The organism is Parasphingorhabdus flavimaris, from assembly GCF_013371215.1.
Lineage (GTDB): Bacteria > Pseudomonadota > Alphaproteobacteria > Sphingomonadales > Sphingomonadaceae > Parasphingorhabdus > Parasphingorhabdus flavimaris.
On the sequence record NZ_JABWMH010000002.1, the window covers coordinates 61,138 to 80,787 of the forward strand.

22 protein-coding genes and 1 tRNA gene are annotated in these 19,650 nt (G+C 57.4%); 16 read left to right on the forward strand and 7 right to left on the reverse strand.

Features of this window, described 5'->3' with window-relative positions:
- Positions 1-171: 171 nt before the first annotated feature.
- Complete coding sequence (locus HUO14_RS16265; RefSeq protein WP_246255333.1) at positions 172-723, reverse strand: AarF/UbiB family protein; 552 nt, start codon at positions 721-723, stop codon at positions 172-174.
- 268 nt (positions 724-991) lie between these two features.
- Here HUO14_RS16265 and HUO14_RS05000 point away from each other — a divergent pair, with 268 nt between their 5' ends.
- Genes HUO14_RS05000 through HUO14_RS05010 form a run of 3 tightly spaced genes read left to right on the forward strand, consistent with a single transcriptional unit; the run spans position 992 to position 5,164 of the window.
- Positions 992-2,131 carry an HlyD family secretion protein gene (locus HUO14_RS05000; RefSeq protein ID WP_343046057.1) on the forward strand — a complete coding sequence of 380 codons (1,140 nt, stop codon included), beginning with the start codon at positions 992-994 and terminating at the stop codon, positions 2,129-2,131.
- Positions 2,128-3,699, forward strand: coding sequence for an MDR family MFS transporter (locus HUO14_RS05005; RefSeq protein WP_100092232.1), 1,572 nt, complete (start codon positions 2,128-2,130; stop codon positions 3,697-3,699). Before HUO14_RS05000 ends, HUO14_RS05005 begins: the two co-directional genes overlap by 4 nt.
- 7 nt (positions 3,700-3,706) lie before the next feature.
- A complete protein-coding gene (locus HUO14_RS05010; RefSeq protein ID WP_100092231.1) occupies positions 3,707-5,164 on the forward strand; it encodes an efflux transporter outer membrane subunit in 1,458 nt (485 codons plus the stop codon).
- Between the two features lie 9 nt (positions 5,165-5,173).
- Here HUO14_RS05010 and HUO14_RS05015 read toward each other — a convergent pair whose 3' ends face one another.
- Together HUO14_RS05015 and HUO14_RS05020 are read right to left on the reverse strand one after the other, a co-directional pair.
- A complete protein-coding gene (locus HUO14_RS05015; RefSeq protein WP_100092230.1) occupies positions 5,174-5,596 on the reverse strand; it encodes a hotdog fold thioesterase in 423 nt (140 codons plus the stop codon).
- Entirely contained in the window at positions 5,593-6,480 is an 888-nt protein-coding gene (locus HUO14_RS05020) for an alpha/beta fold hydrolase (RefSeq protein WP_100092229.1), read from the reverse strand. Before HUO14_RS05020 ends, HUO14_RS05015 begins: the two co-directional genes overlap by 4 nt.
- A gap of 177 nt (positions 6,481-6,657) precedes the next feature.
- Between HUO14_RS05020 and tnpA the strand changes: the two genes are divergently transcribed.
- The 6 genes from tnpA (at position 6,658) to HUO14_RS05040 (ending at position 9,641) form a co-directional block, all read left to right on the forward strand.
- Positions 6,658-7,083 carry an IS200/IS605 family transposase gene (gene tnpA / locus HUO14_RS05025; protein ID WP_100092228.1) on the forward strand — a complete coding sequence of 142 codons (426 nt, stop codon included), beginning with the start codon at positions 6,658-6,660 and terminating at the stop codon, positions 7,081-7,083.
- 95 nt (positions 7,084-7,178) lie between these two features.
- Positions 7,179-7,652: a MarR family winged helix-turn-helix transcriptional regulator gene (locus tag HUO14_RS05030; protein WP_240616806.1), complete on the forward strand. Its 474-nt coding sequence runs from the start codon at positions 7,179-7,181 to the stop codon at positions 7,650-7,652.
- A 501-nt stretch (positions 7,653-8,153) separates the two neighbouring features.
- Complete coding sequence (locus tag HUO14_RS16480) at positions 8,154-8,477, forward strand: hypothetical protein (protein ID WP_343046080.1); 324 nt, start codon at positions 8,154-8,156, stop codon at positions 8,475-8,477.
- Positions 8,417-8,668: a fumarylacetoacetate hydrolase family protein gene (locus HUO14_RS16485; protein ID WP_339689398.1), complete on the forward strand. Its 252-nt coding sequence runs from the start codon at positions 8,417-8,419 to the stop codon at positions 8,666-8,668. Before HUO14_RS16480 ends, HUO14_RS16485 begins: the two co-directional genes overlap by 61 nt.
- 62 nt (positions 8,669-8,730) lie before the next feature.
- A complete protein-coding gene (locus tag HUO14_RS16490; RefSeq protein WP_254305635.1) occupies positions 8,731-9,006 on the forward strand; it encodes a hypothetical protein in 276 nt (91 codons plus the stop codon).
- Positions 9,007-9,455: 449 nt separating this feature from the next.
- On the forward strand, positions 9,456-9,641 hold the full coding sequence (locus HUO14_RS05040; RefSeq protein WP_100092225.1) for a hypothetical protein: 186 nt from the start codon (positions 9,456-9,458) through the stop codon (positions 9,639-9,641).
- Between the two features lie 495 nt (positions 9,642-10,136).
- Here the strand turns inward: HUO14_RS05040 and HUO14_RS05045 are convergent.
- A tRNA-Pro gene (locus HUO14_RS05045) sits at positions 10,137-10,213 on the reverse strand.
- 201 nt (positions 10,214-10,414) lie between these two features.
- On the opposite strand from HUO14_RS05045, the gene yajC reads away from it, so the two are divergent.
- From yajC to HUO14_RS05065, 4 genes are read left to right on the forward strand one after another with little or no spacing between them, the layout of a single operon-like run.
- Entirely contained in the window at positions 10,415-10,747 is a 333-nt protein-coding gene (gene yajC / locus HUO14_RS05050) for a preprotein translocase subunit YajC (RefSeq protein WP_176278814.1), read from the forward strand.
- Positions 10,748-10,774: 27 nt separating this feature from the next.
- Positions 10,775-12,379, forward strand: coding sequence for a protein translocase subunit SecD (gene secD, locus HUO14_RS05055; protein WP_176278815.1), 1,605 nt, complete (start codon positions 10,775-10,777; stop codon positions 12,377-12,379).
- Positions 12,376-13,359, forward strand: a complete 984-nt coding sequence (secF, locus tag HUO14_RS05060) for a protein translocase subunit SecF (protein ID WP_176278816.1) — start codon at positions 12,376-12,378, stop codon at positions 13,357-13,359. The genes secD and secF overlap by 4 nt, the downstream gene beginning before the upstream one ends.
- 3 nt (positions 13,360-13,362) lie before the next feature.
- On the forward strand, positions 13,363-13,743 hold the full coding sequence (locus HUO14_RS05065) for an MTH938/NDUFAF3 family protein (RefSeq protein ID WP_246255335.1): 381 nt from the start codon (positions 13,363-13,365) through the stop codon (positions 13,741-13,743).
- Here the strand turns inward: HUO14_RS05065 and HUO14_RS05070 are convergent.
- Together HUO14_RS05070 and HUO14_RS05075 are read right to left on the reverse strand one after the other, a co-directional pair.
- Positions 13,740-14,918, reverse strand: a complete 1,179-nt coding sequence (locus HUO14_RS05070) for a glycosyltransferase (RefSeq protein ID WP_176278817.1) — start codon at positions 14,916-14,918, stop codon at positions 13,740-13,742. The genes HUO14_RS05065 and HUO14_RS05070 overlap by 4 nt on opposite strands.
- A 24-nt stretch (positions 14,919-14,942) precedes the next feature.
- Positions 14,943-15,506: a helix-turn-helix domain-containing protein gene (locus tag HUO14_RS05075; protein ID WP_176278818.1), complete on the reverse strand. Its 564-nt coding sequence runs from the start codon at positions 15,504-15,506 to the stop codon at positions 14,943-14,945.
- 88 nt (positions 15,507-15,594) lie between these two features.
- On the opposite strand from HUO14_RS05075, the gene HUO14_RS05080 reads away from it, so the two are divergent.
- On the forward strand, positions 15,595-16,113 hold the full coding sequence (locus tag HUO14_RS05080) for a DUF6456 domain-containing protein (RefSeq protein WP_425500476.1): 519 nt from the start codon (positions 15,595-15,597) through the stop codon (positions 16,111-16,113).
- On the opposite strand, the gene HUO14_RS05085 is transcribed toward HUO14_RS05080, so the two are convergent.
- The gene (locus tag HUO14_RS05085; protein WP_176278819.1) at positions 16,114-17,928 is read right to left on the reverse strand and encodes an ABC-F family ATP-binding cassette domain-containing protein; all 1,815 of its coding nucleotides are present in this window, start codon (positions 17,926-17,928) and stop codon (positions 16,114-16,116) included.
- A gap of 128 nt (positions 17,929-18,056) precedes the next feature.
- Between HUO14_RS05085 and HUO14_RS05090 the strand changes: the two genes are divergently transcribed.
- Together HUO14_RS05090 and HUO14_RS05095 are read left to right on the forward strand one after the other, a co-directional pair.
- On the forward strand, positions 18,057-18,914 hold the full coding sequence (locus HUO14_RS05090; protein ID WP_176278820.1) for an aminotransferase class IV: 858 nt from the start codon (positions 18,057-18,059) through the stop codon (positions 18,912-18,914).
- A gap of 16 nt (positions 18,915-18,930) precedes the next feature.
- Positions 18,931-19,644 carry an SIMPL domain-containing protein gene (locus tag HUO14_RS05095; protein WP_176278821.1) on the forward strand — a complete coding sequence of 238 codons (714 nt, stop codon included), beginning with the start codon at positions 18,931-18,933 and terminating at the stop codon, positions 19,642-19,644.
- Positions 19,645-19,650: the final 6 nt, after the last annotated feature.

Below are 19,650 nucleotides of genomic sequence, written 5' to 3' on the forward strand. Positions count from 1 at the left end.
CGGTCGATCTGCGATGCGGTACGATCTCAACCGGTCGATGCAACACAGGCGTTCCAGCACATTCACCCGCAGGCCGGTGAGATGCCAGTGTATCGCCGGGGACTTCGCTCCCAGCGTTTCAAGGTAGCCGCCGATCCGCTCGCAGGCCCGCGCTTCTGCAGCGAGGTCCATCTAGCGGGCCAGGTTCTTGCCGAAGGTCTGGAGGAACTCGACTGGACGATAGCGGGCGATGTCGCTCGACCGCCGCTCGGATAGCTTCGCCAGCCGCACCAGTATGCGCATGTCTGCTTCCAGTCTGGCCGCAGTGCCCGACCGTCGAACCTTCACGATCACGTCACTGCTATTCAGCAAGGTTGCCGTATAGGTTTGGGCGATAGAGGCGGAGGCCATCGGATCGCGCTCGAATGCCGTGAAATCTTCCTCCCACTTCTCGCCCCAACTGGCGACGAGAACAGGCTCGATCGCGTCAAACGGCAGGGGCTCGACCCGGTCCTGAAGACTGGCCAAGGCGTCTATCCACTCGTCAGAGAACACATCGCCGCGCGTTGCGAGAAGTTGGCCGAGTTTCACACCGATCGGGCCAATATCGCGCAGCAAGGCAACCATTGATTTCGGTCGCAAGTGCTCTGGACTGACATCTTCTTCCGGAAAAGGTGCAATTCCAAGGGCATTACCCAGATTCATTGCACCGTGACGGGCAAAAATTCGACCGAGTTCCGCCAATCGCGAAAGGTCGCCTATGAGTTTTTCCGAATCTCCGGGCATCTGGCTCAGTCCGTTGCGTCCGGGAGTTTTTCAAGGTTCTTGGATATCCGATCATCGTCAGTGATTATCTCCCGACGGTCTTTCGATTCGCGCACTTGGAGTTCATAGATGGCCATGGGATTGCTTTAGCCAACTTGGTATGAAACACCAAACAAATATAATAAAGTGCTTTACGATCTGTAGGGCTATCTCTAACTCACCCGTTAAATGAATCGGGATCGATAGAGTGAGCGGACAAATGAAGGATATTTCCGAAGCTGTAGAGGGCGACAATGAACCGGCTGCGGGATCGCGTTCCAACAGGAAACTACGCCTGTTCATCCTCGCGGCGGTGATCGTGGCCGTTCTTGCAGGTGCCTGGTGGTATTATCGTTATGTTACCTACGGGCAATACATGCAGTCAACCGACAATGCCTACGTTGCAGCGGACAGTGTGGTGGTCTCTTCCAAGGTGGCCGGATACGTCGATGCGGTGCTGGTTTCGGAAAACCAACAGGTTGCCCGCGGCGAAGCACTGGTCCAGCTCGACCTGCGTGATTACCGCGCCCAAGCCGCTCAGGCACGCGCCCAGATCGCGGCCACGGTGGCCGGTGCCGACACGATCCGCTCGCAGGTGAGCGAACAGAACGCCGCGATCCGCCAGGCGCGCGCGCAATTGGCCGTCGCGCGCGCGACGCTAGACCTTGCCAACAAACAGGTGAACCGCTATCGCCCGCTCGCCGCCAGCGGGGCGGAACCGCGCGAAAAACTCGACCAGTACGTGACACAAGCGCAGCAGGCTCGGGCCGAACTTGCCTCCGCGCAGGCTGCGGTCGCGGCCGCCACAGGGCGCCGCGCCACGTTGTTTGAGCAGATCGAGCAGACCCGGGCACAGGCCGATGCTGCTCGCGCGCAGCTCGATGTTGCCGACCTCAATGTCTCTTCGACCCGGCTGGAAGCGAGCAGGGCAGGGCGCATTGGTGACCTGTCGGTCCGGGTCGGGCAGTTCGTCCAGCCCGGCCAGCGGCTCATGACTCTGGTGCCGGTGAGCCAGATCTACGTTACCGCCAATTTCAAGGAAACGCAGGTCGGTCTCGTGCGACCGGGTCAGCCGGTCAGACTCGAAGTGGATGCATTGCCAGATGGCAAGATTGCTGGAACGGTGGACAGCATCTCGCCCGGAACCGGGGCCGAATTTTCGATTTTGCCACCAGAAAACGCGACCGGGAACTTCACCAAGATCGTCCAGCGTATCCCGGTCCGCATATCCATCGACGCAGCACCCGAAGTGCGCCGCCTGCTCGTGCCCGGCATGTCGGTCGTCGCTACCATCGACACCCGCGGTGCCGTCGGCGAACTCGAAGAGATTTCGAGCGCTGCCGAATGACCGAGGCAGCGCCTGCCCAAGCTGGCCCGACCGGTGCTCCAACCAAGCCGCAGAATGCCGACGTCACTGCCTGGGTCGCGGTGGTGGCGGGCGCGCTCGGCGCTATGCTGGCGACCTTGGACATCTCAATCGTCAATTCCGCGCTTCCCGTCATTCAGGGCGAAATCGGGGCGACCGGTACCGAGGGCACCTGGATCGCTACCTCCTTTCTCGTCGCCGAGATTGTCGTCATCCCGCTCAGCGCCTGGCTGGAGCGCCTGTTTGGCTTGCGTACGCTGCTCATCATCGCCGTGACTGCGTTTACAGGCTTCTCGATACTATGCGGGATCGCGACCGATCTGACGACTATGATTATCGGTCGTACAGGTCAGGGATTTATGGGCGGCGTACTGATTCCGACTGCGATGACGATCGTGGCGAAGCGGCTGCCTCCCCACCAGCAACCCATCGGTATGGCGCTGTTCGGCATGACCGTCGTCTTAGGTCCGGTCATGGGGCCGCTGATCGGCGGATGGTTGACTGAGAATCTTAGTTGGCACTACGCCTTCTTTGTCAATGTCCCGGTCTGCGCGACCCTCCTCTTGCTCCTATTCGTAGGTTTGCCACACGAAAAGCCGAACTGGGAATATCTGACCCAGGCAGACTGGGCCGGTATCCTTGGCATGATTCTCGGGCTTGGTGGACTGACGGTCGTGCTGGAGGAAGGCCACCGCGAGGAATGGTTCGATTCCTCTCTCATCCGATGGCTTACCCTGATCACTGTAATCGGGTTCGCGTCCCTCATCTACGGTCAATTGTACGCCTCCAAACCCGTTCTTAAACTCCGGCTACTCTTAAGTCGGCAATTCGGGAGCGTCGCTGTGATGGCGCTCGCGTTGGGGATGGTGATGTATGGCTCGATCTACGTTATCCCACAGTTCCTGGCGATTATATCTGATTACAACGCCTTCCAGACCGGGCTGGTAATCTTCTGGATGGGTGTGCCGGCGTTCCTGTTGATGCCGGTTCTACCCTTCATGATCCGTCGCGTTGATATCCGCATCGCAGTAGGGGCTGGTATGCTCTTGATGGCCCTTAGCTGTTTTGTGAGCACCAGCCTTACAGCCGAATCCGGTGGCGCAGTGTTTACCGAAAGCCAGCTAATACGCGGGGTGGGTATGATCCTGGCGATGATGTTCCTCAACCAGGCGACTGTTGCCTCGGTGGCGAAGGACGAAGCCGGCGATGCTTCGGGCATCTTCAATGCCGCGCGCAATCTGGGGGGGTCATTCGCATTAGCGGGCCTCGCCTCGTTCCAGGACCAGCGCACCTGGCATCACAGCCGCCGGATGGAAGAAACTCTGAATGCAAACAGCGTCTCGCTGCAGAGCTACCTGGATTCGCTGGCGCGGACCTTCGGCGGTATGGATGAAGCAATGGCCGTGCTGGACCGGACCATCCAACGTGAAGCCTTTGTTATGACCTATAACGACGTGTTCTTCGTGATGGGTCTGTTGACGGTGATAACGGTGCCGCTTGTCGTGTTCCTCAAGCCGCTGCCCAAGAACGTTTCCCTCTCGATGCACTGATACCGACATGATCCGAAAATCAATTCCTTTTCTTCTTATTGCCGCCACTCTGGCAGGATGCACCGCCGGCCCAGACTATGCGGGGCCGCCCGAGTTGGCTGCCGCCGGCGGAGCCGGGGGTTTCATCCGGGCCGGCGACAAAGTGAGCAGCACAGTGCCGGAACTCGCCGAGTGGTGGATTCTACTCGACGATCCCGGACTCGATCGACTGATCGAGGCGGCGCTCGCCGATAATCCTTCGCTGGAGGCGGTGGGTGCGCGCATCGCGCAGTCCCGCGCATCCCTCGCGCAGGAAAATGCAGGCCGTCTGCCATCGCTTGGCACCCAAGCAACGGTCGTGCAGGGCCGTCTGCCGGGTTTAGACATTCAGGGCGGTCCGCCACTTCCTCCAGGGACGCCCGGAATGCCGCCAGAAGAGGAAGACGATACCATCAGTTTTTATAATGCCGGCCTCAACGCCAATTGGGAGATCGATTTTGGTGGCGGGACCGGGCGGCGGATCGAGGCAGCCAATGCACAGTTGGCCGCTGCCGTAGCGAATGCCGAGGATGCGCGAGTCCAGCTAACTGCAGACGTCGCCAACGCCTATGTGAACCTGCGCGAGGCACAGCAGCGGGTCGTGCGGTACCGCCTGCAAAGCGAGTTGCAGGAGCAGATACTCGTTCTGACCTATCAGCGTTATCAGCAAGGTACCCTACCGCTGTTTCCGGTCGGAAATGCTAATGCAGAACTGGAGTTGCTCAAGTCGCAACTGGCCGAGGCCGAAGCAGATGAGGCCGTGTTGCTCGATGCGCTCGCCGTTCTGACCGGGCGCGCTCCGGGAGCGCCTTCTCTCGAAGTTGCACCGATTGGCGAGATCCCCCTGCCGCCCGAAAGAGTGGCGGTAGGTGATCCCGCTAGTCTCATCGCGCGGCGGCCCGATATCCGCGCCGCTGAACGCACCTTGGCCGCCGCGACGGCGCGGGTCGGTGTGGCCGAGGCTGCGAAGTTTCCGAAACTCTCGTTCATGGGCATCCTCGGGCTGGGGGGAACCTCGCCGGAAGATATCTTCGACGTAGGCGAGTTTTCTGCCATTGCGATTCCGCGCCTGCAATGGAATTTCCTTGATTTCGGAAGGGTCGACGCGTCGATCGACCGGGCAGGTGCGGCTCGCCGCGAGGCTGCTGCAAATTACCGGCAGACCGTGCTTGCAGCTTTGCAGGATGCCGAGCGCGCCTTAGCCCGTTTCGCGCAGCAGCGCGCTGCGCTGGCGGCTTTGATCCAGGTCAAGCGACATGCCGATAAATCGGCGGATCTCAACCGGCAGCGCTTTGAGTCGGGGGCGATCTCGCGCATCGATCTCAACCGGACTTTGCGCGAGCAGGAGAAGGCCAATACGGACTTGGCCCGGGGCAGAGCTGCCCTTACTCTTGCGTGGATTGCGGTGCAAAAATCGCTCGGCCTGGGATGGCAGGCGCCATCCTAGATGCCGACCCTACAGGTCACCGCATATATAGGCACCGCGCCCGCTAGCGAGCAATTTTTCATTCGGCCCGGTAACGCTGGTTTCGGCCACTGAAATTTGCTGACCGACTTTCACAATCAAACCGGTTGCGACGAGCGGGCCTGAGGTTGCCGGGCGATGATAATCGACCCGCAGATCGGCAGTAGCCTTTACTTTCGTGCCCTGTGCAATGAGGGCGTAGAAACCGGTCAGGTCGATCAGAGACGCAAGTACGCCGCCATGGGCCGATCCGATTATAGGATTGGAAACGATTTCGTCGCGCCATGGCATTTCGAGCTCCAGCCGCTGCGGAGTCAGCGACCTAACCTTCAGATCGAGCCACGCATGGAAAGGCGCGATACGGAGAATTTCCTCTATGCGTGCCCGATCTATTCGCGCTGGCGCCTCGCTCATGTTTCTCGCCCCCGCATGGAGTGATGTCGTTTCAGGAAATCGAGAATGGCGTGAGAAAACGAATCGTTCGCATCGCCCACAACCATGTGAGTGGCGCCGGCGATGTCGGTATATTCCGCATGCGGCGCAAGTTCGCGTAGATGCTCCACCGCGTCTTCGGAAACGAGGTCGCTCGAACCGCCGCGAATGAGATGGACCGGCAAGGTGAGGTTCTGGGTCGCCTGGCTTAATGCTTCAAATTGGCGTTGATGGCGCCCTTCATCGCGTTTGCTGACCGTCCTGCTGCTAAGGATAAAGGCTGGATCCCAATGCCAGTAATACCGCCCATCGGCTTTGTGTCGTAGATAGTTACGCAGCCCTTCGCCGCTCGACCGCTTGCGTCGAAGGGGCATATAACGCGCGATCGCTTCCGACGCCTCTTCGGGCGAGGCGAAACCGGTTTCGATATGCTCTTCCATAAATCCGACAATGCGGTTGACCCCGCTTACTTCCATCTGCGGTGCGATGTCGACAAGTGTCAGGGAAGCGAAGCTGCCGGGCGCCAAATCCCCTTCGGCGAGTATACCGGCCATTCCGCCCAGCGACGCCCCGACCAGCGCAAGCTTGCGCTCCATCCGTGATACGATGGCGACCAGATCGGACGCGAAATCGTGTGTTTCGTAAGCGCCATCGGCTGCCCATTCGCTGTCGCCGTGGCCCCGCATGTCGATGGCGATTGCGTGGAAACCCGCCTCCGCAAGGTCGCCGACCACGTTCTTCCATGCACGACGTGTTTGCCCACCACCATGAGCGAGCAGGACGGGCATCGCACCACTCTCGCCGTTGGCTTCGGCTGTGAGGGTCAAGCCTCCAGCTCCTTCAATGCTGACTGTTTCGCAATACATGGGACTACCCCCTAGCTTCCGGCGCCCCAAACAGTAAAGTTATTTAATGTCTCGCCTTTGAAGGAAACTCACCAGCTTATAGCTGGTAGAAGGCTTCAGCCGTTATTGTTTGCTCAGAACTATCCTCCAGAAAATGACCCGCTCGCAGACGAAGTCATTTTCTCGAGGGTTGTGCTCATGCCATATTCATGCGGGAGCCACACGGCTTTTCATCATCATTATCATATTGTCCGGACTCCAAAATACCGCTTCAAGGTGCTGCATGGGGAGGTCCGCCTGCGGGTGCGGGAGATCATCCGGCAGGTCTGCAGCGAACTGGGCGTGAAGATCATCCATGGCGTTCTGTCACGCGATCATGTGCATATGTTTGTCGAGATCCCGCCCCATATTGCAGTCAGCGACTTCGTGCGCCGGGCAAAGGGACGCTCATCGCGCAAGATACAGCAGGAGTTCGAGCATATCCGCAAACGCTACTGGGGCCAGCGCTTCTGGCAACGAGGCTATTTCTCGACCACCTCAGGCAATATCACCGACGACGTGATCCTCAATTATCTCGACAAGCATACTAACCCAAACAAAGCTGGCTTCAGCCCCAACCCGTGAACCTACATGGAGTAATCGCGGGAGCGTGTCGCCTTGACGGCATTTATGCAGTAAAGGGCTTTATATTATATTGAATTTACGATATGGTCACTATCATGACAACCGAAACAGCTACAATGAGCGCAAACGCGCAAGACGGCTTCCTGAATGAGACCGATGAGTTTGCGTTTTTGCTGGAGGAAGTACCGCGAGTCCTGCGCAAGTCATTTGATGAATCGATTGCCCAGTTCGGCTTGTCCCGCACCCAGTGGAGAACATTGGCCTATCTGATCAAGACCGAGGGAATGACGCAAACCGAGCTGGCAGTTTGCCTAGAACTGGAACGAGCTACGATCGGATTGACGATTGATCATCTTGAAAAACTGGAATTTGTCGAACGTCGGTCCGCAGAAGATGACCGGCGTGTCTGGCGGATATTCCTGCGTCCAAAGGCAATCGACATTATTCCGGAACTTCGGAAAGAAGCCAACGCCGTTTATCAGAAGATGTTCAAAGGCATTTCCAAAGCAGACTTGACCATCATACGAACCGCGATGGAAAAAATGGTTGGGAATCTAAGGGTGTGCTGAACACGTCAGATCCCAAAATCTAACTGGTTCTGATCCTTCTCTCCCATAGGATCAGCTGGAGCGAGTGGCTGGGGCCACTCGCTCCCTTTTTTGGTATAAGCCAGTTATTGGCGTTGCTAGCGATCGACTCCTGCCGGAGCATAAATCAGGCAGTCATCCGCGGCTAGAAGTTGCTTAACGGGATGTACGACGTGGATAGAGTAGATATCCTCATCCTTATATACAGCGGATATGATCTACACTGCGCCATGTAGCCGTTGGACGGCATAGCGCCCGAGACTACCGAGAATCTCCCAGCGCGGATTGTGTTTGCTTGTAAGAATACCGAAGAGGTGGTCGACCGACCGACAAGAGGGCGGGTTGTGTTGAAAAACTCGGTCTTGTCAGCATTGTAGAGATGCGATTCAGCATTCCTGTAGAGGCGGGAGATGCTGCGATGATGGGCGAGCGGACGGTGATGCAGGAGGCGCTGTTTTTCGGGTCGATGGTCCGGCAACCAATTTGCTCGCTGTTTTCGGTGACTGGCAAGTGGTTCAGCCGAGCGTTGCCAAAGCACTTGATCGCCTTTTTTCGGGGGAAGGTGAAGAGTTTGCGACCACCGACTGTGCTGCGCTGATGCCGCGCAGCTGGCAATGGCTCGACGGCTCTGCCTTTTCAACTCATGGAGACCTTATGCAAGTCGCGTTTGGTCTGGATCCAATCAATACCGACAAACCGCTCATGTATCAGGGTGTTCGGATCGGTTTTTCGGCCCGACCGAAGGTGTGTCGTTGCCCACTATCGAACATGGTATTGATTTTGAAGGCGAGTTCGGTGTTATTGTAGATCATGTTCCAATGGGAACATGCGCTACGGACGCAACGAAACACATCAGACTAATCGTCAAAATCAACGACTGCTCTTTGCGCGCGATTGCTCCGATAGAAATGGCAACCGGCTTTGGTTGGGTGCAGGCAAAACCGGCCTGTTCGATGGTGCCCTTTGCGGTGACACCCGATGAACTGGGTGAAGTCTAGAAAGATGGCGTGTTTGACACGACTTATAAATTGACTTGTACGGTGAACGTTTTGGTGCAGCCATGGATTTTGGTTTCCAGGGACTGGTTGCTCATGCTGCATTGACGCGCGATCTGGTAGCGGCAACGATTATTGAGTCGGGTACCGTTTCCGATTCAAACTATACAGAAGTCGGATCAAGCTGTATTTCAGAGGTTCGTGCGATCGAGGTGATCCGCGACAAGGGCCTAGCCACAACGCCGTTCCTGTCTTTTGGTGACCCTATTCGCATCGAAGGGCGCGGAATTGACGGCTCATCCCCATGTGGTGTGATCGACCAGCAGGTCGTTCAAGCCTGACGTGCGACTGCCACTTTCTGAAAATAGTATAGGAAAGCCTGATTTGTCATGCCAAGATCGCTCAATTGAAATTGTTTTCAATTGAACCTATTTGGTTGATCTTTTTGACCATGTTCTAGAATGAGCGTGAAATCCATAGGGTGCGATGAGAACAAAAAGAGAGTATCCGCACTTACATTGCACTTACAGCGGTGATATAAGAATTCAGCATTTTGAAAAAATGGCTGAAAACTGGCCGGGACGAGAGGATTCGAACCTCCGATCCCCCCCAGCATCGACTGCTCAGGATAACGCGATCATCTTTAGCCAGGATTGTTCAATCAGTGTTTATTTTTGTCAGAAAAAAAGATTACCATGACACATCTTATTCGTCTGCCCTCTGGTGTTGTTTCGCTGAACACCTAAAGCTCTTGTTCGCATCGCAATTTGAATCGTGATACAACGCAACTATGACCAAGCCAGATCCAGCAACATTGAAAATTGTGGCGGCGCTAATTCGAACCCGCATGGACCGCCTTTCCGGCGATCAGCGACTTGATGGTCTAGAGCGCCTTGGAGCATATCGTGAGTTCAATCAATTGGCGAAAGATCTTGACGCGACCGCAGTCGAGTTTACTCGCGACGAGAAATGGTAGCAGGCGCCGCTACCGGAAATCGTTTTTACATTTATCACTGTTTTGGGTTGGATGGTTCGTTGGTTTAGCAATCAACGCTGTTGTATTCCCTACCTTTGAAAGAACTGGTCCATCATCAGTTCTTCGAATATTGGAATTTCTTCCATTTGCTACCCAAAATGCTACCCAAGTTGCAAATATTGCAACTTCGAATATCATTCTGTCAGAAAATCGTTTATCTTCAACGTATTATGGTGAGCCCTGCTGGGTTCGAACCAGCGACCTACTGATTAAAAGTTAGTATTTGCGGCAAGTGTCCGGATGGTGATGTTTGGCACTATTCCAATTCAGGCGATCTCATATTTGAAGAACCTATCTGGTTGGCGCAAATATTCCTCCGATGATGATCCCCGGGATGATGGTGATGCTTTGGAGAACAAAAACAGAAAATCTGCACTTACATTGCACTTACAGCAGTGATATAAGAATTCAGCATTTTAAAAAATGGCTGAAAACTGGTCGGGACGAGAGGATTCGAACCTCCGACCCCCACACCCCCAGTGTGATGCGCTACCAGGCTGCGCTACGTCCCGACCGAGGCTGCGCATATATGGAGGTCGGTGGGGCTTGGCAAGTCGTTTGCGTCGCTAATCCAACCTTTCCCGAATACGGATTTCGTTGCACCTGTGACAAGCGCGTGATAGGCGCGCGCATCATCCGGGCTGGCTGTTCGGGGGCTTGAAATATCAGCCGGGCCAGCACACATCACAATTTGCAATTATCGGGACGGTTTCATGACAAGTATTTCTATTTTATCTGCAGCAGCGGGCGCGGGTGGTGCCGGTGGTTTTCTGATTTCGGTCATGCCGCTCGTGCTGATTTTCGCGGTCTTCTATTTCCTGCTGATCCGTCCGCAGCAAAAGAAGATGAAAGAACATCAGGGCAAGATCGGCGCGGTCAAGAAAAATGACCAGGTCGTCACCGGCGGCGGACTGGTCGGCAAAGCGGTCAAGGTCGACGATGAATTCGTCGAAGTGGAGATTGCAACCGGCGTTCGGGTCAAAGCGGTCAAGGCAACCTTGTCGGATGTCATGCCACGCGGTGGCGCCAAACCCGCCAACGACTGATCGTGGTGATATAGAAAGTTAATTTCGATGCTCGATTTCCCGCGCTGGAAAGTCATTTCCATTTCCCTGTTGCTGATCTTCGGGGTGATGATGTCATTGCCAAGCCTGATCGGCGAGGGCGGTCAAAAATACTGGCCCGGCTTTTTACCCAATGAAACCATCAATCTGGGGCTCGACCTTCAGGGCGGCAGCCATATATTGCTGGAAGCCGATCCAGCCGACGTCGCGAGCATGCGTCTCGAGACGATGGAAGAATCGGTACGGGCGGAAATGCGCCGGGCGGAACCACGGATCGGCATTGGCGATATTTCGCGGCGCAATGGCGTGCTCAGCTTCATGGTGCGCGACAGCACCCAGGTCGATGCGGCGCGCGAAGTCATTCTTCCACTGACCAGCGGTGCCGGCCTGACCGGCCAGCGCGACTGGGATATCGAAGTGCGCGACGATACGCGCTTCGTCCTGACGCCGACCGCGGCGGGCCTGGAAAATGCGGTGACCAATGCAATGGATACGGCAACCGACGTGATCCGCCGCCGGATCGATGAAATGGGTACCCGCGAGCCGACCATCATCCGTCAGGGTGATACGCGGATCGTGGTGCAGGTGCCGGGACTCGATGATCCCGAAGCGCTGAAGGCCTTGCTCGGTCAGACCGCCAAGCTGGAATTCAAACTGGTTGATTTTGACGCCGATCCCAACGCGCTGGCAGAAGGACGGGCGCCGATCGGCAGCCAGATTTTCCCCTATCCCGACAATCCGACCGGATTGCCCAATATCGCGGTCAAGCGCCTCGGCGGGATCAGCGGCGACAAGCTGACCGATGCCGGGCAGGGCTTTGCCCCGGAAACCAACGCGCCGGTCGTCAATATCACCTTCGACAGCGAGGGCGGCTCGAAATTTGCCCGTCTGACCCAGAATAATGTCGGCCGGCCCTTCGCCATCATCCTCGATGGCCAGGTGCTGTCCGCTCCCAATATCAACGAACCGATCCTTGGCGGCTCGGCTCAGATTTCGGGGAACTTTACCGTCGAAAGCGCGAACCAGCTGGCCATTGCGCTGCGATCCGGTGCGCTGCCCGTGGAATTGAAGATCGTGGAAGAGCGCACGGTCGGCCCCGATCTTGGCAAGGATTCGATCGACAAGGGGATGATCGCCGCGATCATCGCCACCGTGGCGGTTCTGACCTTCATGGTCGTGACCTACGGTCGCTTTGGCATGTACGCCAATATCGCGCTGGCCCTGAACCTGTTCATCATTGTCGGGGTCATGGCGATATTCAACGCAACGTTGACGCTGCCTGGTATCGCGGGATTTGTCCTCACCGTCGGTTCCGCCGTCGATGCCAATGTGCTGATCAACGAACGAATACGCGAAGAACGCAGGCGAGGGCGACGTGTGATCCAGGCGATCGAAGTCGGCTATAAGGAAGCCTCGCGCGCTATTTTCGATGCGAATATTACCAATATCATCGCCGGCGTGTTGCTGTTCATGTTCGGCTCCGGTCCGGTCAAGGGCTTCGCGGTCGTTCTGATGATCGGTATCGCGTCTTCCGTCTTTACCGCCGTCGTCGTGACCCGGATGTTTGTAGCGCTGTGGGTCAGAAGAGCCCGCCCGCAGGAGTTGGTGATATGAGATTGCTCAAGCTCGTCCCGGACGATACCAATATCGGCTTTCTGAAATGGCGTAATATCGCCATGGCCTTCAGTATATTGACGATCATTGCCTCGATCGCGCTGGTCGGCGCCAGGGGATTGAATTTCGGCGTCGATTTCATCGGTGGCCAGATGATCCAGGCGACTTTCACCGAGACCGAGACCGCGCCAATTCCGGAATTGCGCGAAAGCATCGGCGGGCTTGGTTATGGCGAAGCGACGATCCAGCGATTTGGCGATGCCAATGAAGTGTCGATCCGGATGCGGCTGCCGACCGAAGCGGAAGCACGCCCGGAAGCGGCCAGCGAGATGACGGCGAAGATCGTGTCGACGCTGAAGGCTGATCATCCCGATGTCCGCATCGATGGCGTGGAATCGGTTTCCGGCAAGGTGTCGGAGGAGCTTTTCGAAACTGGCGCCTATTCGCTCCTGTTCGCGATGATCGCGATATCCATCTATATCTGGATCCGTTTCGAGTGGCAGTTCGGTGTCGGCGCCCTGTTTGCGCTGGTCCACGACGTCGCGCTGACCTTTGGCCTGTTCGCCCTGACCCAGATGGAGTTCAATCTCAACATTGTCGCGGCGCTGCTGACTATCATCGGCTATTCGCTCAATGATACGATCGTCGTGTTTGACCGTATTCGCGAGAATTTGAAGAAATATCGCAAGATGGACATCATCGCTTTGCTCGACCTTTCGGTGAACGAGACTCTGGCGCGGACCGTGATGACCAGCTTGACCATGTTGATTGCGCTTGGTGCGTTGATCCTCTGGGGCCCCGATGTGATTTTCGGTTTCTCCGTTGCGATGTTCTTCGGCGTATTCGTTGGTACCTACAGCTCGGTCTATATGGCTGCTCCAATCCTGATCTGGCTGAAAGTCGGCCCGGACACATTCGTGCCGGCCGATTCAGCGGACGAGAAGCCGGGACAGACGGGCGGACCAGAGCAGATTGGCTGACCCTTGGTAGAACTGCGCAAGGATGTAGAATTCACCGGTCCTGTGGTTACCGGCTTTACCGCGCAGGGCTATAAAATAGGTGACCAGCGGTTCGAGCAAGGACTGTTGATATCGCCGGAGCAGGTGCTGGACTGGTCCGGTTCGAGCCTGGATCAGATGAACCTTGGCGAGATATTGTCGCGCCTGAACCTGTCTCCCGTTCCCGAATTCCTGTTACTGGGCAGCGGTGCGTCGATGCAGCAGCCGCCAGCGGCGTTCCGGCGGGAAGTCGAGGCGGCCGGCATGGGGCTGGAAGTCATGGACAGCCGGGCCGCAGCGCGGACATGGGGCGTATTGCGTGCAGAAGAACGATGGATCGTCGGTGCCTTCCTGCCGATCGCCTAGGCTGTGCTCGCAGCCTCGCTCAATATGGCTAGCAATTGATCGCCGTTATTTGTCCAGCTGAATTGGCTGACCGATGCCCGCACAAGCTCTTGAGCCGGGGGTTCGGCAAGGATTGCCTTCGCGGCCTCGATGATCGCTTTGACGGTCTGATCGACGACTCGCCCGCCAGACTTGCTGCCCACCAGTTCCCGCGCGCCACCGGCTTCGCTGATGATCACGGGCGTGCCACAGGCAAGCGCCTCTACCCACGCATTGGCGAGACCTTCGGATTTTGATACGAGAATGGCGATATCGGCGGCGGCCGTAAGATGCGGCAGTTGATCATGCGGGACGCTGCCGAGAAAGCGGACCCGGTCGGCAACGCCCGATTGTCTGGCAAGGGCACGGTAGGCATGCTCTTCTTCACCCATGCCAGCGAGCATCAGCGTGGCATCCGGCAGCCTTGCCAGCGCCCGGATAACCAGATCCTGGTTCTTGCGGGCGATCAGCGCGCCGGTGGTTATGAACAAAGGCCCGCTAACGCCGAGCGCCTGCTTCGCGGCCAGCCGGTCAATGGGACGGAATTTTTCCTGATCCAGCCCGGTATAATGAACCGAAATCTTGCTTCCATCCATTCCAATGGCAATCATATCCTGCTTGAGCGCTTCGGATACTGCCAATAAGGCGTTGGCCTGTTCCGCTGCCTGCAATATCTGTTCGCGGCATTTGCGATCGTCGCCCCAATGGTGGATATCCGCTCCGCGGGCCTTGATCGTGAACGGGATGCCCAGCGCTGACGCCAGCCGCATCGCGGCGGGGCCATCGGGGTAGAAAAATTCCGCGTCGATTATGTCGAACGGGGCCTGCCGGTGCAATTTTCTGACCAGCGGCAGCAACGCGTCTGCAATCCGTCTCGGGTTGCTGGCGCCGCCGATTTTGGGGATCAGCCTGAACCGCGGCCGATACACGTCAAGCCCGCGCCATTCTTCATGTTCGGGCAGGGCGTTCAAGGCCTGATATTGGCCAAGTCTGCTCAGTGGCCAGGGCGGAACGCCTACGGGATTGATGACCGTCACGTCGGCCTCCGGTCTGATCGCGAGTTCCGCCGTCTGCCGCTCGACAAATATCCCGAAATTGGGCGCTGCGCCATGGGGGAATAGGGTCGACAGGGTCAGGACGCGAAGCTTTTGGGTCATGGCGATGGTCCTAGCACGGAGCCCCTAAAGCTCCCTTACCAGCCGGACGGCGACGCCGATCCATTCCGGGTCGCTGACAATCTGCTGTCGTGCGCCGCTGCCGAGCGGCAGTATCTGGAGGCGATTGCTCTCGCGTCCGATCAAGCGGCCGAAAAGATAGCGCCCGGCTGGGCGAGGCACCAATATGTCGCGATTGAGCGCGCTGCCGAACTGTTCGGGCGTCCGTCGCGAAAGCCAGACATCGTCGCCGGATCGATAATCGCCAATGCTGCTTTTGACCCGCAGTGCGACCATCTCCGGTTCGATGGCGGGTTGGTAGATATATTCGGTCTTGTCGAGCGCGTGGGCGCCCTTGTGATCCAGAATTGCGGCAACAGGGAGCTCTTCCTGGTCGGGCAGGGACAGAAGCGTAGCGCTATCGACGCCGAGCGCATCGGCAATCCGGTTCAACCAGCCGAGCGACAAGGTGCGCATGCCTGTCTCCAGCCGTCCGATGGTTTGCGCGGTGGTCGGAGGATCGCATCGTCCGGCTACTTCCTCCAGCGTCAATCCCTTGGCCTTGCGAACGTCTCTGATGCGGCTGATCATATCTGTCTCCAAACCTATATGGTTTATTCTTTCCTACAATATCGCCAAAATGGCAAGAGTGGAATATCACCAATGGGGATATTTTATATTGACGAGGGCCACCAGATTCCAATCCGATCCACGGTTGCTTGGCGAACGCGCATTGCCGCAGGACGGTGAGGAGCGCCATGACCGCAAACCGAAGAGGAGGCGTGCGCGCAGCGTCACCGTCAATCTGTCGGAATCGCCCCTGGGCTGGCTTCACGCGCGAGGCCATTTGTCCGACCGCCAGTTCGACGCGGGCGAAAAGCTGCGGGCAGATTGTGAGCGGGCCAATCTGGCTCCCAGAATCACGATGCGCTGGGATGCTGCGCCGGTCGCGAATGGAAGACGCAATGCGCCTGCGCTCCTGGACGAGACCGAGGCGCAGCTTGCCGCCAAATTGCGCTTTGAGAAAGCGATAGATTATCTGGGCAGGGATCTTTCCGATATCGCCTGGCGGATCATTTGCGGCGGCGAGGGAACACCGGTTGCCGAAAAAAATCTCGGCTGGCCTGCCCGGTCGGGGAAGCTGGTGCTGAAAATCGCGCTGGACCGGTTGGCAATCTTCTATCGATTGCCCGGCTGATCAGGGATTGAGCAGTTGCTCTACTTCTTCCGCCAGCTCCAGCCAGCGCATCTCGGCGGCGTCCTTTTCCTCGATCAGCGCACTATTTTCCTTGGTCAGAGCTTCGAATTTCGGGAAGTCCCTGACATATAGTTTGGGATCGGCGAGCGCCTGTTCGATTTCGCCCATACGCTGGTCAATCGCCTCGATCCGTTCGGGCAACTGGTCGTAATCGCGCTGATCCTTGTAGCTGAGCTTCTTGCTCGGGCTGCTCGAACGAGCGGCAGGCTTGCTTGATGCTTGCGCTGGTTTGGACGAGCTTTTCTGGTTCGAGCCACTTTGTTTGCGTTGGGCTTCCCATTCGGCGTAACCGCCAGCGATGACGTCGACATTGCCGCTACCATCGAGCCCCAGGGTGACGGTTACCGTGCGGTCGAGGAAGTCACGATCATGGCTGACCAGCAGGACGGTGCCTTCATAATCGGCGATCACTTCCTGAAGCAGATCGAGCGTTTCCAGATCGAGGTCGTTGGTCGGTTCGTCAAGCACCAGCAGGTTGGACATGCGGGCGAATTCGCGCGCGAGCAGGAGGCGGGACTGTTCGCCTCCGGACAGCGTGCCGACCCTTGCGTCGATCAGGCTGGGCGCGAACAGAAATTCCTTGAGATAGCCCTGAACATGTTTCTTGGTGCCGCGAACGTCGATCCAGTCGCTGCCGTCGGCAAGCACATCGCGGACCCGCTTGTCGGGGGTTAGCAGGCTGCGCTGCTGGTCAATGAAGACGCCGTTCAGCGTCTGGGCCAGGACCACGCTGCCGGTATCGGACTCCAGTTCCCCGGTCAGCATCTTGAGCAAGGTGGTTTTGCCGGCGCCATTGGAGCCGACGATCCCGATCCGGTCGCCGCGCTGGATGCGCAGGGAGAAATCCCGGATGATGACGCGCTTGGCATCGCCCTCACCAAATGACTTGGAAATATTGGTCGCCGTTATCACCGATTTGGTTCGGCTGTCATCACTTTCGGCCTGCAGCTTGGCAGCGCCGGCCGGACCGATCATGGCAGCGCGCTGGGCCCGCATTTCCCATAGTTTCGCGAGCCGGCCCTGATTGCGCTTGCGCCGCGCGGTCACGCCGCGTTCGAGCCAATGCGCTTCGAGTTTCAGCTTCGCGTCGAGCTTCTCCGCCGAACGGGTCTCGTCGGCATAGATTTTTTCCATCCACGCATCATAGCCGCCAAAGCCGACCTCGAGCCGCCGGATCGTGCCGCGGTCTAGCCACAATGTCTGTTTGGTCAGCCGGGTCAGAAAGGTCCGGTCATGCGAGATGGTAATGAACGCGCCCTTGTAGCGCCCCAGCCATTCTTCCAGCCAGTCGATAGCGCCAAGGTCGAGATGGTTGGTCGGCTCGTCCAGCAACAGCAAATCCGGTTCCGACGCCAATGCGCGGCAAATCGCGGCGCGGCGCTTTTCTCCGCCGCTGGCCTTGTCGGCCCGTGTCGAAAGATCGGTACCCAATTGGTCGGCGATCGCTTCGACGTCATGCTGCGCGGGTCCCATCGGCCCGGACAGGGCATAGTCGCGCAATGTCTCGAATGGCGTAAAGTCCGGTTCCTGTTCCAGCATCACGATATTGACGCCGGGCTGAATAACCCGCTTGCCCTTGTCGGATTCTATCTCGTCGGTGATCAACCGCAAAAGCGTGGTCTTGCCCGCGCCATTGCGTCCGATCAGCGCCAGCCGGTCACGCGGCCCCACGTGCAGGTCGAGATCGCGGAACAGCCATCCCTCGCCCTGGTGGAGCGAGAGATTTTCATACGAAAAAATGGGTGGTTGTGACATGGTTCCCGCGCGTTAGGGGCAAGCGGGCTTTCGCTCAAGCATTCTCTTTTGCACAAAGGCCATTGACCCGCCGCAGCTTATCGGATTGTTAGGGGCGAAATTGCCATTTTTGATGTTAGGGGCGGGCTTTGGACTTAGTATATCTGAATGGCGAATATGTGCCGAAGTCGTCGGCTAATATTTCGATATTTGACCGGGGCCTGCTGTTTTCCGACGCGGTCTATGAAGTAATTTCGGTGATAGACGACCGACTGATCGACATGGACCGACATGTCAGCCGGCTTGAACGGTCGCTTGGCGAACTTTCGATCAACGCTTTCGCCGACTGGACCGCGATATCGCAATATCTGGTCGCGGAAAACAAGCTGAAGGAAGGCCTGATCTATCTGCAGGTGTCGCGCGGAGTGATGGACGAGCGCGAATATCGCTGGCCGGCACCGGACACCCCGCCGACAATATTCGCCTTTGCCCAGGAACGGGCGCTGCTCGAAAATCCGATGGCCAATCGGGGAATGCGCATCATCACCCGGCCCGACCTGCGCTGGCAGCGCTGCGATATCAAGACGACCCAATTGCTTTATGCATCGCTGATGAAGATGGAGGCGGTGGCAGCCGGAGTAGACGATGTCTGGATGACGCGGGATGATATGATCACCGAAGGCACATCCCAGAACGCGCATATCATCAGCAGTGACGGCGTGCTGATCTCGCACCAGCTCGATCGCCGGATCCTGCCCGGTGTCACCCGCATCGAGATGCTCGCGCAGGCAAGTGCGATGGAACTAATGGTCGAGGAACGCGCTTTCTCGATAGACGAGGCAAAAAACGCGGCTGAAGCGTTTGTTACGTCATCGACATTGCTGGTCATGCCGGTCGTCGAGATTGACGGCCACAGGATTGGTGATGGCAAACCGGGCGACCAAACAGGAAAAATCCGCCAAAACTATTTAGCTGCCGTTCAGAGAGCTTCGTCTACAACGAACTGAATCAATGGAGATAAATATGAAATATTCGATCCTACTCGCCGGAGCAGCCTTGGCATTTGCGCCGATGAATATCGCGCAAGCCGCGAATGTCGAGATTGTCGCCCAGAATCCGGTCATCGAACTCAGCGTCTCCGAGCAGGTCGACAGCGCACCGGACACCGCCACCTTTAGCACCGGCGTGGAAACCAGAGCGCCGACCGCAACCCAGGCGCTGCGTGACAATTCGGTGCAGGCCCGCGCTGTAATCGACCGTCTCAAGTCGCTCGGCATTGCCGAAAAGGATATTCAGACCACCGGCATCAATCTGCGGGCGGACTATGATTATGATCAGGAAAGCCGCCAGAACCGATTCGTCGGCTATGTCGTTTCCAACCAGGTATCGGCGACCGTGAATGAGATTTCCAAGCTCGGCCAGATACTCGACGCGATCGTCAGCAGTGGTGCCACCAATTTGAACGGTCCTTCTTTCTCGATCAGCGATGACAGCAAGTTGAAGGATGTGGCGCGGGAGCGCGCGCTTGCCAACGCAAAATCACGGGCGATGAGCTATGCCCGGGCAGAGGGATATAGCGGTGTCCGCGTGCTTTCCATCAGCGAAGGCATGTCCCACCAGTCGGATGCACCCATGATGCGGATGGAGGCATCCGCGTCGAATTCTGCTCCGCCTGTCGCTCCGGGGCAGGTCGGAACGGTGGTGTCGCTCAACATAACATATGAAATGACTCGTTAATCGAAT

What these genes read in the sequence shown, in the direction of transcription:
- HUO14_RS05005 (WP_100092232.1), top strand. Translation starts at nt 2,128, where the DNA reads ATGACCGAGGCAGCGCCTGCCCAAGCTGGCCCGACCGGTGCTCCAACC.
- HUO14_RS05010 (WP_100092231.1), top strand. Translation starts at nt 3,707, where the DNA reads ATGATCCGAAAATCAATTCCTTTTCTTCTTATTGCCGCCACTCTGGCA.
- HUO14_RS05015 (WP_100092230.1), bottom strand. Translation starts at nt 5,596, where the DNA reads ATGAGCGAGGCGCCAGCGCGAATAGATCGGGCACGCATAGAGGAAATT.
- HUO14_RS05020 (WP_100092229.1), bottom strand. Translation starts at nt 6,480, where the DNA reads ATGTATTGCGAAACAGTCAGCATTGAAGGAGCTGGAGGCTTGACCCTC.
- tnpA (WP_100092228.1), top strand. Translation starts at nt 6,658, where the DNA reads ATGCCATATTCATGCGGGAGCCACACGGCTTTTCATCATCATTATCAT.
- HUO14_RS05030 (WP_240616806.1), top strand. Translation starts at nt 7,179, where the DNA reads ATGACAACCGAAACAGCTACAATGAGCGCAAACGCGCAAGACGGCTTC.
- HUO14_RS16490 (WP_254305635.1), top strand. Translation starts at nt 8,731, where the DNA reads ATGGATTTTGGTTTCCAGGGACTGGTTGCTCATGCTGCATTGACGCGC.
- HUO14_RS05040 (WP_100092225.1), top strand. Translation starts at nt 9,456, where the DNA reads ATGACCAAGCCAGATCCAGCAACATTGAAAATTGTGGCGGCGCTAATT.
- yajC (WP_176278814.1), top strand. Translation starts at nt 10,415, where the DNA reads ATGACAAGTATTTCTATTTTATCTGCAGCAGCGGGCGCGGGTGGTGCC.
- secD (WP_176278815.1), top strand. Translation starts at nt 10,775, where the DNA reads ATGCTCGATTTCCCGCGCTGGAAAGTCATTTCCATTTCCCTGTTGCTG.
- secF (WP_176278816.1), top strand. Translation starts at nt 12,376, where the DNA reads ATGAGATTGCTCAAGCTCGTCCCGGACGATACCAATATCGGCTTTCTG.
- HUO14_RS05070 (WP_176278817.1), bottom strand. Translation starts at nt 14,918, where the DNA reads ATGACCCAAAAGCTTCGCGTCCTGACCCTGTCGACCCTATTCCCCCAT.
- HUO14_RS05075 (WP_176278818.1), bottom strand. Translation starts at nt 15,506, where the DNA reads ATGATCAGCCGCATCAGAGACGTTCGCAAGGCCAAGGGATTGACGCTG.
- HUO14_RS05085 (WP_176278819.1), bottom strand. Translation starts at nt 17,928, where the DNA reads ATGTCACAACCACCCATTTTTTCGTATGAAAATCTCTCGCTCCACCAG.
- HUO14_RS05095 (WP_176278821.1), top strand. Translation starts at nt 18,931, where the DNA reads ATGAAATATTCGATCCTACTCGCCGGAGCAGCCTTGGCATTTGCGCCG.